Annotated in this window: 9 protein-coding genes; 5 read left to right on the forward strand and 4 right to left on the reverse strand. The window is 42.1% G+C overall.

Translation table 11 applies throughout. The features are described from left to right. From JL57_RS17420 to JL57_RS17435, 4 genes are all read right to left on the reverse strand, one after another. Window positions 1-1,194, reverse strand: a 1,194-nt coding sequence (locus tag JL57_RS17420) for an MFS transporter (RefSeq protein WP_034143291.1), incomplete at its 3' end; no start/stop codon positions are given. 62 nt (window positions 1,195-1,256) lie between these two features. After that, window positions 1,257-2,834 (reverse strand): benzoate-CoA ligase family protein, encoded by a 1,578-nt coding sequence (locus tag JL57_RS17425; protein WP_034143292.1) that lies wholly within the window; start codon window positions 2,832-2,834, stop codon window positions 1,257-1,259. A 397-nt stretch (window positions 2,835-3,231) separates the two neighbouring features. Beyond that, window positions 3,232-5,331: a sigma 54-interacting transcriptional regulator gene (locus JL57_RS17430; RefSeq protein ID WP_034143293.1), complete on the reverse strand. Its 2,100-nt coding sequence runs from the start codon at window positions 5,329-5,331 to the stop codon at window positions 3,232-3,234. 180 nt (window positions 5,332-5,511) lie between these two features. Next, entirely contained in the window at window positions 5,512-6,276 is a 765-nt protein-coding gene (locus JL57_RS17435; protein ID WP_034143294.1) for a LytTR family DNA-binding domain-containing protein, read from the reverse strand. A 791-nt stretch (window positions 6,277-7,067) separates the two neighbouring features. Here JL57_RS17435 and oah point away from each other — a divergent pair. The 5 genes from oah (at window position 7,068) to JL57_RS17460 (ending at window position 12,583) form a co-directional block, all read left to right on the forward strand. Continuing rightward, a complete protein-coding gene (oah, locus tag JL57_RS17440) occupies window positions 7,068-8,210 on the forward strand; it encodes a 6-oxocyclohex-1-ene-1-carbonyl-CoA hydratase (protein ID WP_034143295.1) in 1,143 nt (380 codons plus the stop codon). Between the two features lie 172 nt (window positions 8,211-8,382). Further along, complete coding sequence (locus JL57_RS17445) at window positions 8,383-10,344, forward strand: aldehyde ferredoxin oxidoreductase family protein (RefSeq protein ID WP_034143296.1); 1,962 nt, start codon at window positions 8,383-8,385, stop codon at window positions 10,342-10,344. Continuing rightward, entirely contained in the window at window positions 10,337-10,867 is a 531-nt protein-coding gene (locus tag JL57_RS17450) for a (4Fe-4S)-binding protein (RefSeq protein ID WP_034143297.1), read from the forward strand. The genes JL57_RS17445 and JL57_RS17450 overlap by 8 nt, the downstream gene beginning before the upstream one ends. A 32-nt stretch (window positions 10,868-10,899) precedes the next feature. Beyond that, window positions 10,900-12,051: a (Fe-S)-binding protein gene (locus JL57_RS17455; protein WP_034143298.1), complete on the forward strand. Its 1,152-nt coding sequence runs from the start codon at window positions 10,900-10,902 to the stop codon at window positions 12,049-12,051. Between the two features lie 85 nt (window positions 12,052-12,136). Next, entirely contained in the window at window positions 12,137-12,583 is a 447-nt protein-coding gene (locus JL57_RS17460) for a DUF3795 domain-containing protein (RefSeq protein WP_034143299.1), read from the forward strand. The last annotated feature ends 48 nt before the right edge of the window (window positions 12,584-12,631 follow it).

Here is a 12,631-nt window from a genome sequence, read left to right on the forward strand (position 1 = left end):
GGGAGCAGCAAAGGAACCGATACGACCAATCGTATAAGTGAAGCCTACTCCAGTTGAACGAATATGAGTTGGATAAGTTTCTCCATTAACAACGTGCAGGGTTGTTTGCGTGCCGATTATGAAAAATCCGGCCGCGGCCCCAGCAGCCATCAAAACTGGACCACTGGTAGCAAATCCAAACAACACTAGAGAAACTGCGCCTATTAAATAACCTGCAATAAGGGTTCTTTTACGACCAAATATATCTAACAAAGTACCAATAAAAAATGCGCCAACCGAAGCTGCGATAGCTTGAACCATTCCATAGTTATAGCTTTTGACAAGGGAAAAACCACGTTGAACGAGAAGGGTAGGAAGCCAACTGGCCAACCCATAGACAACTATGAGATTGAAAAAGTAAGTTCCAGAGATCAAAATTGTCATTCTTATTAAACCTGGTGTAAAAAGATCTTTGATGGTGCCTGTGTATTTTACTTCAGTAATAGCAAAATGTTCGGGTTTCCAATCAATAGGCTTTTGACCAGTAAGTTTTTCTATTTTGCGTATTTCTTTAATAGCTTCCTCATGACGTCCTTTGCTGGCGAGAAAACGGACTGATTCAGGCATATACTTCATCAGTAATGGGATCATTAGTATAGGAATGGCACCCATCAGAAACACAGGGCGCCAACCAAAAGATGGGATGACCCCGATTGCCGCTAAGGCAGCCAATATCCATCCTGTTGTAAAACCTCCATACATGGCCGTAACTGCTTTGCCGCGGATTCTGGCAGGTGAATATTCTGAAATCATAGTAATACAAATCGGCATGGCACCGCCCATCCCTAGTCCAGCCAAGACTCGTAGAGCAACAAATGCACTATAATTTGGAGCAAAAAAAGCTGATCCACTAAAGATTGTAAAGAAGGCAATTGCAAGCACAAGACCCTTTTTTCGGCCAATTCGATCAGACAAAAAGCCAAAGAAGGCAGTTCCAAACATTAAACCCACGAAGCCCCAAGAGGCTAAGGAGCCTGTCATTACTGGTGTAAGGCCCCATTCCTTTGATGCCAAAGGCATGATATAGGCTACTATCTGAGAATCATACCCGTCAAAAATTAAAACTAAACAGAGTAACACAATTATTAGTGTATGAAAACTGCTATATTTCATATTATCTAACCATTCATAAGCACTACCTTGTGCTTCTTTCATTTGTAAACCTCCCTTTATCTTAACATTTTCTACACCCTTTGCAGGTAATATCAGCAAAATAGTTACATTGATACTGAATGATTAGAGTTGTCTAATTCCCGTAGCTTAAACCGCTGGATTTTTCCTGAAGCGGTTCTGGGTAGTTCGGTAGCAAACTGGATCCAGCGCGGGAATTTATAAGGGGCAATGCTGTTCTTGACAAATTGGGTTAATTCATTTGCTAACTCTGGGCTGGGTTCATAACCCTTATTCAGCACAACAAAGGCCTTGGGCCTAATTAATCCATCTACGTCGCTGCTACCAATGGCAGCTGTTTCCAGTACTGCTGGGTGTACCATTAAAGCATGTTCCACTTCGATGGGGGAAACCCAGATCCCACCGGATTTCAACATGTCATCGTCTCGTCCAACATACCAAAAGAATCCATCTTTGTCTTGATAATATCTGTCCCCAGTATTAACCCACTCCCCCTTGAAGGTCTTTTTGCTCTTTTCATGTTTATTCCAATAATAGGCGGCTGTACAATCCCCTTTGATCATTAGAGTTCCAACTTCACCTTCTGGTACGATCAAGTCATCCTCGTCAACAAGCTTTGCCTCAAAGCCAGGAACAAGCTTACCGGTACTTCCTGCTTTAACTTGACCGGGCATATTGCAGATAAAGATGTGCAGAACCTCCGTCGAACCAATGGCATCTAACAGCTCAACCTTGAATTTTTCCAACCAGCGCTCGAAGATCACCGAGGGTAGGGCTTCTCCAGAAGAAAAGTAATGCTTGATGCTGCTTAAATCATAATTATCTGTATCCTCTTCCAACTGTAGTATGGCAGTATACGAGGTAGGAACCCCAAAGTATAGCGTAGGTTTATACTGGTCTATGATCTGGAGGAGATGAACTGGAGTAGGGCGGTCTGGAGAGAGTATGGCGGAAGCACCTACATAAAAGGGGTAAAACATACTATTACCTAAACCATAGGCGAAGAACAACCTGCCCACGGAGAAGGTTCGGTCATTTTCAGTAATATTAAAAAGATTTTTGGCAAAATGCTCTGCGCAAAAAGCCATATCATGGTGGAGGTGTACTGCGCCTTTGGGGGAACCGGTGGTACCCGAACTGTAGAGCCAAAACGCTGGATCATCTTTGCCGGTGTCGGCAGTTTCTAATTCTGTAGATTTATCGTTAATTAAAGTATTAAAATTGATAAATGGTTCGTTTGGATTGCCTACAACGATGATGTGTTTCAAGTATTTTAATTTAGCTGTTGAAATGTTGCTCAGCAATTCGTCGCTGACCACGATCACTTTAGCCCTGCTGTCATTCAGCAGGTACTCGTAGTCTGCTGGTTTTAGTAGAGTATTGACAGGTATCGGCACTGCCCCAATTTTCATTGCCCCGAAGAAACTGTAAATAAACTCTGGACAATCTAAAAGTAATAACATAACACGGTCTTCCATGTTCACGCCCAAGTCTTTCAAAGCATTACCGATCTGGTTGACCTTTTCAAAAACCTTTCCGTAAGTGATTTGTTGGTCTTGATAATAAAGAGCTACTCTGTCTCCGCGACCTTGGCGCACATGACGGTCAACAAATAAGTTAGCTGCATTAAACTTTGCTGTTTCTTCTGATTTCTTTATTTGCATAGTTGAAAAACATTCCTTTCAAAGTGAAGTGGTTCAGCCAAAGCTGAACATCGATACTCCGATACGATAGTCTTTCCCCCCTTCCCTTTGAAAAAAGGTTCCTTTAGGTTTAACAATCTTAAAAAAGAGAATTTCAAATAACTACAAATTCTTAATGCAATAGTAGGACCATTTATTTCTGAATCTTTAAAATTTTCTATTAATTATCATTATATAAACTTGAACGGTTATATTTAAGTAGTAAACAGAAGATATACTTTTTAAGACAACGATGGGAAAAATAAGATTGGTGCGGTAGAACCTCAAATATGGAGTCCTACCGCACCAATATGGAGTCTTATAACACCGGGTCATGGTCAAACGCACTAGTTTCGTTGCAGAATGCCTTAGGATCTAATTATCTCTTTATCCCGTATTTAGCAACCTTACGTACAATATTTGAGTGATCAAGTCCCAAAACGTCAGCAGCTTTTCTGATGGAAGGGTAACAATCTAAGGCCATACAAATCAGTTCTTTTTCCAATATATCTCTAGCTTCATGAATTGGTATAAGTTCATTTACGGTTATCGGAGAATTAAACTTTGGTTTAAACTTGGTTAATTGATACTGAACCTGTAAGGATTGAATTAATTCTTCATCGGTAACGACCATTAATCTTTCGAGTACATTTTGAAGTTCTCTTACATTGCCAGGCCAATTGTACGATTCCAGAATGGGTATGGCTTTGGGGTCCAGCCGCTTTGATACTTTATATTTTTCGTTGTAAAGTTTAATGAAGTGCATGCCTAGAGGCAAAATATCTTCTTTGCGTTCCCTTAAGGGGGGGATTTCAATAGGTAAAACGTTCAAACGATAAAATAGGTCTTCTCTAAAGGAACCCTCTTTTACTCGTTCCCAAATATTTAGATTGGTAGCAGCAATAATGCGAGCATCAAGTCTAATCGGATTAGTACTCCCTATTCGATAAACTTCCTGTTCCTGAAGAACACGTAACAGTTTTACCTGGAGATTTTTAGGTAGATCTCCTATTTCATCTAGAAGTAGTGTCCCGTGGGTAGCGATTTCAAAAATCCCTGGTTTCCCTTTTGGACTGGCCCCAGTAAAAGCACCAGGTTCATATCCGAATAGCTCGGATTCTAAAAGATTTTCCGGAATAGCTCCACAGTTTATCTGGATTAATCTTCCTGTAGTTGCACGGTTGCTTGTGCTGTGGATCACTCTGGAAAAGACTTCTTTTCCGACACCGGATTCACCGAGAAGCAGAACGGTGACATCCGTCCGGGCCGCTCGCATGGCGAGATTATATAGTTTCAACATACTAGGACTTTGTACAATAATTTTGTCCTTTTCAAGTCGCTCCGGAATCAATTGTGAAAGTTCTGTTTGATAGCGAGTTGCCAACATCTCAGACTCTTTTAATTTTTCCTTCAGGTTTTGGAGTTCGGAAATATCACGGACATTAGTGACTACTCTATGAACCTTACCTTCTATATCGAAAATCGGATTACCAGTAACGAGCACCTCTTTGCCTGTGGTGCTAACTTTCTGGACATTTGTAATAGTTCGTCCTTCTCGTAAAGCCTTGATGGTAATAGATTCATACTCAAAAATGCCTTTAACAAATAAATCATCGATTAGTTTTCCTTCAAAGTTCGTGGCATCTAATCCGGTTAATCGGGCTAAGGCTTGGTTGATTCTGATGCCTACTCCTTCTTGGTTGGTTATCATAACGCCGTCGAAAGAGGATTCGATAATCGCATCCAGTTCGAGGTTAAGTTGCTTTACCGAAGCGAGTTGGGAGGAGATATTCTCTAATTCGGTGATATCTTGAAAAATTGCCACCGCACCACAAATATTGTCATTCAAAATAATGGGGGAGCGGTTGGATATAATAGTGCGACCGTTAACCACTAATTTTTGGCCAAATTCTGTAAGACCCGTCTCAATGATATTGGTAAGTCCACTGACAGGAAAAACTAGTTTCATCGGTTTCCCGATGATATTACTATCCACACTAAGTAAACGGTAGGCTTCCTTGTTCATAAATATGATTTCACCGAGGGCGTTGAGAGCAATGATACCAACAGGTGCGCTTTCCAGAATGGCTTGGTTAAACTCATTTTGAGTCGTCATCTTTTGAGTAAGATTAGTAAATGCTTCCTTAAAAGTGATTAAGCCATCCGAGTTACCCTGAGAATCTTCTCTAGAGAACGCACAATTGCCCTCTGGAAACCCTTCTTTTCCATCTAAACCTCCCTGATAAGGGCCGATTTTTGTTTGCATGGCATCTTTGACTTTACCCTGATTTTTGAGGGGCTCATTGGACCTTGTCCATTTTAGGGCAGTTGCCAGACTCAGAATGCCGAGCAATACCTGGTCTTTTATAACAGGTGCAAAACAGAGTTTATTAGCGATTAAGAGATCGATTATTTCAGAAATGGGCTGGTCTGGGTTAAGTTGAACTGGACAGGGGTTAGATATTTTAAATACGCCCATAAAGCTCTAGCCCTCCTATTCATCAATTATCTGGCGAGGGAAGATTGGTCAATTTCGCTGGTAAATGGATGGTTGGATAACTGAACGAGTTCACTCTCGAATTACTAAAACTTAGCGTGATGTAGCCAGCTTCCAGTGATAATTGGGCACACTTGATGGTCACTCAATACCCATACGACCCTAAAGACCTAACATCTCTTTGAGTATACGGGATTTGGGCCGGCTCACAGGGATTTCGCTACGTTCATGGTCATCGACTACTATAGTGTAAGTTCCATTAAAATAGGGGAAAAGTTCCCTCATGTGCTGTGTGTTTACTAAATAACAACGATGGGAACGAAAAAAAAGGGCGGAGTTTAAACGTTCTTCCAACTCCCGTAAGGTGAAACGGGTTAAGTAAGAGTCCTTTTGGGTTTTAATGAAGACCTTGTCTTTATCGGTATAGATAAAGATAATGTCGTTCTGGTGTAAGAGAATTATTTTGCCTCTTAGTTCAACAGGTACAACTTCCAAAGGTTTAATGGGAGGTGTTATAACATCACTTTTAGCAGGTAGCGGCTTACTCTTCGGTCCAGCTGGTTTGCCTATCATTTGACGCACTTTCATGAGGCTTTCTTCCAGGCGTTTAGGGTGAATAGGTTTAAGAAGATAGTCTAAACCATTTAAAGCAAAGACAAACGCATACTCTTCATGAACTGTGGTGAAGATAATTGTGAGTGAATCCGATTTTTCTCTCAATAGGTGGGCTAGGTCAATCCCGTTTAAGCCAGGCATAAGAATGTCTAAAAAAATTAGGGAATAATCCAGATTATCAATTAACTCTAGGGCTTCTAATGCATTTGAGGCTTCCCCAACAATCTGAACATCCTCAAAAGGCTGGAGTAAATAGCCCAGTTCTTGACGTGCGGAGTCATCGTCATCGACCAATAGGACACGATGTTTCAAGCGGATCCCTCATTTCTTAGCATATCCGAAAAAGAATTTTGGTGGTATAAGCAACAACGACTGCTTTGCAGGTATTCCACTAAGAACTGGAGAAAAAAGTATATACGAAAATCTATAAAATATACTTTTTAAAATATTCTGTTAACAGTTCTTATATGCAAGTATTATACCACATCATTCACTACGACCCTTGAAGATAAATTAGTAAGAAATTAGATAATAAACGCTATATAGCAACAATTTACGCTTTAAAGTTCGAACCCTTGTCCCTGGAGTATTAATCATTGAAAGTAAATACTCTTGGAATTGAGTATTTACCGAGTCATATGTGCATCATTGCGATGCACATATGACTCGGTACAAGCTGTGATTCAAGTGACTTTTTGTACAGAATCGAAAAACCACTGCATAACTGCAGTGGTTTTTCGATTTCTCACTTTCTTAATATATTAAATATTAAGAGAAATCAGTGGATATTAAACCGTTGACAATTAAGTTTCAACAGTTAAGCGGTCAATTTTAGCTGATCAATTTTATAATGGGTGGAACAGTTTGTGTAATGGCATGACATTTGCATAAAGATAATTCAAGTTTACTTATATTTCAAAAGGAGGAAGAAGACACGCACTTTTATAAGCCCGTGAAAGCTACCTACTTATACCTAATACTATTTGTTTGAAGAGGAGGTGTGGAAGAAAAGATATAGTTTTAGTTTTAGTTGATTCTTAATTCGAAGAATGGTTGTTAGAAGTTGAGAAGATAAATATGACCAATATTTAGGAGGGTAATTAATGGACTTAAATAGTTTGAACAGATGGCCCCGTCAATCGGATACCAAAAATCATGATTTATTTGGCAATGAGCACTTTGGCACGGAAGCACCTTGTGTAATTTATGAGAAAAAGCCCATTGTGGACCCCAAAGGAAACATTGTGCCGAGCCTTTATTCAGCATGGGTAACTCTGAACAACCCCTCACAATTTAATTCCTACACCACAGAAATGGTTAAAGGAGTTATTGCCGGAATGCAAAAAGCATCGGCTGATCGCTCCGTTGTCGCTGTTGTCTTTACCGCTGTAGGAGACAAGGCATTTTGTACAGGCGGCAACACTAAGGAATATTCCGAGTATTATAGCATGAATGGTACAGAGTACGGTTCTTATATGGATCTCTTCAACGCGATGGTCGATGGTCTCTTAAATTGCAAAAAGCCAGTTATCTGCAGAGTAAACGGTATGAGGGTTGCTGGCGGACAGGAGATTGGTCTGGCTTGCGACCTCACGATCTCTTCCGATATGGCTATTTTTGGGCAGGCAGGCCCGAAACACGGATCTGCTCCAGTTGGTGGTGCCACTGACTTCCTGCCTGAATTTTTAACCATGGAGCAGGCCATGTGGAACTGCGTTTCCTGTGAAATGTGGAGCGCTTATAAAGTACATCGGATGGGCATGATCAGCAAAGCCATTCCCGTCTTGAAACTCGACGGCAAATTCATTCGCAACCCGCTGATTAAAACCGAAAATTATGTTGAAGACGGAGAGATCGTTTACGGGGACTTTAAAACAGGAGAAGCAGCTGCAGAGGCTAAAAAAATCATCAGTGAAGCCACTACAGACTTTACCCAGTTGGATAAAGAAATTGATAAGATCATCTATGTATTTACCAACTTGTTCCCTAACTGTCTGATGATGTCCATTGATGGTGTTCGCGCTAAGAAGAAATTCTTCTGGGATCAAGCCAAACTACTGAACCGTCACTGGCTGGTCGCCAACATGCAGAGCGAGGCATATATGGGCTTCAACGCTTTCAACAACAAGAAAGCAACCGGTAAAGACACGATTGACTTTATTAAGTATCGTCAGTTGCAGGTGGAATGTAAGCCATATACCACGGAATTCTTTGAAGCAGTTATGGCACCTCTCCTAGAGAAGTAAATCTAGGCTGTGCAACCTATGGCGACCGCTGGGGCCTAAAGGTTTAGCGCTAGCCAAGTTTTCTAAAGGGCCAGAGTTAAGCTGAAACACTTCTTGCTTAACAAGCATGAAGGTTTGTTATGGATTTATGAGCGATTATTTATGGTAAAAACATACCTAGAGGGGTTGAAAAATGAGATACGCAGAGACAGGGTATAATCTAGAAATTGATTTATCCCGAGGAAACATTGAGAGGGTAGAAACTGACCCGAAATTAGCCGAACTTCATCTTGGCGGGCTAGGTACCAACGCTAAGATATTATGGGATAGGGTTCCCCCTGAAGTTGAACCCTTTTCTCCTGAAAATCTCCTGATATTTAGCGCTGGTCTTTTAACCGGGACCCCTGCTCCCGGTGCTAATCGCACCATTGTTTCTACCATTTCTCCACAGACTAATTTAATGGCATTTTCAATGATGGGGGGATTTTTTGCACCAGAATTGAAACATGCCGGTTATGACAAGGTGATCATTCGCGGGCAGTCCCCCGATCTGGTTTATCTGTGGATAAACAATGACAAAGTAGAAATACGTGATGCCAGTCATCTCGCGGGGATGGGCACGAATGAAACTGCAGACCTTATTCGAAAAGAATTGAAGGAACCCAACGCTCAGGTAGCTTCTATCGGCTTAGCCGGTGAAAATAAGGTCTTTTATGCTTCCATCGAGCAGGGCAGGTCCAGTTGCAGCCGCTTAGGAGTTGGCGGCGTTATGGGAAGCAAACGCTTAAAGGCGATAGTCGTCCGTGGTACAAAAGACGTCAATATTGCTAGACCAGCTGAATTTCTGGGGCATTGCAACGATGTTCTAAACTATATTCAAGTCCGAGCGGAAAATCCACTGGGCATGGTACCCCCTATTTTAGCTGGGCTTGGTTCACCGCAGGAAATGAAAATCCATGATGAGAAGTGGCACACCGAGAGTTTCATGTGGGGAAACGCCCGAACACGGAGGAGAGATTTCTGGACTGAAGACATCGAAAAGCAGTGGACAGAGAAACAAGAAAGTGTGCGGGAGCGGTTCTTAAGTTGCTATAACTGTCCGATGTCCTGCGGGGCATCAGTCGCCTACCCAGGAATCCCCAAATACATGATGAAATGTTACTCGAAACTTACCTATACCATGGCATCCATGACAGACCTGGATTTTGGTTTTAGAATCAACTCTAAAGCTCAGGCCTATGGGGTGGACGGATTCACAACCCCGCAAACGATTGCCTTCGCCCTTGAGCTTTATGAAGCTGGCATTTTGACGGATGAGGATATGCCGGGATTCCCGTCCGATAATGAGGAACGATTTTTCTGGTTACTGGAGAGAATTGTTCGGCGCGAAGGGATCGGCGATATTTTAGCCGAAGGGACCTATTGGGCTGCCAAAAAGATTGGTAAAGGCGCAGAAGAATATGCGCATAACAACATTAAGAAACATGAGCAGCTGCCACTCAAGTTAGGAATGTTGAATCCCGTCTATTTCCTTATGTATTCTACTGGGGAGAAGATAAACATTACCCAAATTGAAGGGCAGTTCCCCCAGGCGCCTTTTGATACGAAAGAGCAGAAAGAAGAGTTTATCTCGGATTGGTTCCATGTTCCTGCTGAAAAATTTAAGAAATATTTCCTAGACTGGGAACACCGCGGAGAACACTCCAATCCATATTACCCAACTGTTGAAGCTTCTTGTGAAATCGTTGACTGGATGGAGCAGATGCACTACATTGATGACGCCACCGGGATTTGCGCTGGTTTGTCATCGTTCCCCCTGAAGCCTGCGTATCATCTGCACAATTATGCCAATGTCATTTCAGCAGCGACTGGGTTTGAAATGAATGAAGCAGAGCTAGTACAAGCTGCTAAGAGGAACCGAACTTTAATTAGAGCCTTTAATGTACGAAGAGGCTTAACAAGAGAAGACGAACGTCCCCCAGAGGACCATTGGAAGAAACGTTTTCCTGATCTTGAAGCTACCCTCTTAGATGAATATTACAAATTTAAGGGCTGGAACCTTAAAGGTATTCCAACGAAAGAGTCTTTACATGAATTGTCGATGGATTACGTGAGCGAAGACTTTGAACAAAGAGGTATTATGACAAATGAGTAAAATTAAGAAGAAAGTCAAGGTAATCAAGATCGATGTAGATAAGTGCAATGGTTGTCGGGCCTGTGAGGTGATTTGCTCATCCTTTCACGCTACCCCAAAATATAGCAGCAATAATCCGGCGAGGTCTCGTATTCGAATGATTCGTGATCCTTTAAAAGATATCTATCTCCCTGTTTACGCGGGTGAATATGCTACAGCCGAATGTATGGGCAGAGACAAATATGTGATAGACGGCAAGGAATATAAGGAGTGTGACTTCTGTAGAGCTTCCTGCCCATCCCGAGATATTTTCAAAGAACCCGATTCCGGACTGCCTCTGAAATGCGATATGTGTGAAGATGAAGAAGAGCCCTTGTGTGTTAAGTGGTGCCTGGCTAAAGCCCTAACTTACGAGGAAAGGGAAGAGGAAGCCGAAGAAGACGTCAAGCTGGGTGATATGGAGATAGGCTTGAATGCCTTGGTAGACAAATATGGATTCCAGAAGCTTGCAGATACCATGGCCCGGATGTCACAGAAGGGCTAAAACATTAATTTGAAAGAAGAGGATTAAAAATCGTGGAGATTGTAGCCCCCTTCAAAGAGGCCATCGATGAAATTAAAGAGAGCGGCGCAGAAGCCGTCAAATTCTGCTATCAATGCGGAAAATGCGATACTGTCTGTCCCTGGAATAGGGTAAGAACTTTCAGTATGCGCAAGTTAATCCGAGAGGCAACCTTCGGTTTGACTGAGATAGAAAATGAAGAGATCTGGCGCTGCACAACCTGCGGCAAGTGCCATCAGAGATGCCCCAGAGACGTAAAGCAGATCAATGACATGATCGGCCTGCGTAGGTTCGCTACGGGATATGGTGTTTTTCCTGAGGCTGTCAAGCCTGTCCGCGCTGCAAGCGCAGGCCTTTATTCAGAAGGTAACCCCTTTGGTGAAGCACGATCCAAGAGGGCAGACTGGGCAGAGGGTCTCTCAGTAAAACCATTCACAGAAGGAATGGAAGTCTTATATTTTCCAGGCTGCTACCTTAGCTATGACTCTAGATTAAAGAAAGTAGCTCGAGCCACAGTCAATATCCTTAATAAGGCAGGAGTGGATTTTGGGATACTAGGTACTAAGGAGAATTGCTGTGGAGAAAGCATCCGCAAGACAGGCAATGAGGCAGAATTCAAACGCTTAGCCAGGGAAAACATCAAAACGTTTATCGATAACGGGGTAAAGAGAATCCTTGTTTCTTCCCCCCATTGCTACCACACCTTTAAGAATGAGTATCCTGAATTCAACGTGAAGTTTGAGATTGTTCATATTTCCCAGTATTTATTTGAGCTGATAAATGACGGCAGGCTTCAAATTAATAAGGAGTATGAGAAAAAAGTTACGTATCATGACCCATGTTACCTGGGTCGACATAATGGCATATATGACGAACCGCGTGGAATCTTACAGAAAATACCGGGTTTGGTCCTGAACGAGATGGCTGAGTCGCGGGAAGAAAGTATGTGTTGTGGAATGGGAGGAGGCAGGATTTGGATGGAAACTCAAAAGTCCGACAGATTCGCCAACCTCAGATTAGATCAAGCTGTTGGGGTTGGGGCTGAGGTTCTGGTTACTTCCTGCCCGTATTGCATAACCAATTTCGAGGATAGCAGGTTAGTCATGAGCTATGATGATGTCATTCAGATTAAGGACATTACGGAGATCATCCAGGAGGTTATTTAGAAGAGGAAGAAGACATGCAAGAAGCGATTGGCATCAGGACCTCAGTTCATATGCCTTACGAGACGGAGCGAGGAGGTGTCAGAAAGTGGATTATGATGATGTATTAAAACATCTTTCTCTGTGTGGTCTTGATTGTGAGAGATGCGCCGATTATGAAAACGGGGAAATCAAACAATTAAGTTCAAGGCTTGCTTACCTACTCGGGAATTATAAGCCAGTTGCAAAAATGAAAACAGAAAGAAACCCTATTTTTAAGGGGTACACTCAGTTCGCAGAAATCCTGACCTCTTTTTCCAATGGCTCGTGTAGTGGGTGCAGAGGTGAAAATGTGCAATGTCCGCTAACGACTTGTTCCGCTAAAACCTGCCATAAAGAGAAAAGCGTTGATTATTGTTTTCAATGTAATGAATATCCTTGTGAAAAGCAGTTTACTGGTCGTTTAAGGGAACGCTGGAGATATATAAATGACCGCATGAAGGAAATTGGCGTAGTCGAATATTATTACGATCAAGTTAAGTTACCCAGATATTAATATTATGCACTAACCACCATTAGGCCGGGATTTGTTTTTATCTTTCCT

Source organism: Desulfosporosinus sp. BICA1-9, assembly GCF_000802135.1.

What these genes read in the sequence shown, in the direction of transcription:
- JL57_RS17425 (WP_034143292.1), bottom strand. Translation starts at nt 2,834, where the DNA reads ATGCAAATAAAGAAATCAGAAGAAACAGCAAAGTTTAATGCAGCTAAC.
- JL57_RS17430 (WP_034143293.1), bottom strand. Translation starts at nt 5,331, where the DNA reads ATGGGCGTATTTAAAATATCTAACCCCTGTCCAGTTCAACTTAACCCA.
- oah (WP_034143295.1), top strand. Translation starts at nt 7,068, where the DNA reads ATGGACTTAAATAGTTTGAACAGATGGCCCCGTCAATCGGATACCAAA.
- JL57_RS17445 (WP_034143296.1), top strand. Translation starts at nt 8,383, where the DNA reads ATGAGATACGCAGAGACAGGGTATAATCTAGAAATTGATTTATCCCGA.
- JL57_RS17450 (WP_034143297.1), top strand. Translation starts at nt 10,337, where the DNA reads ATGAGTAAAATTAAGAAGAAAGTCAAGGTAATCAAGATCGATGTAGAT.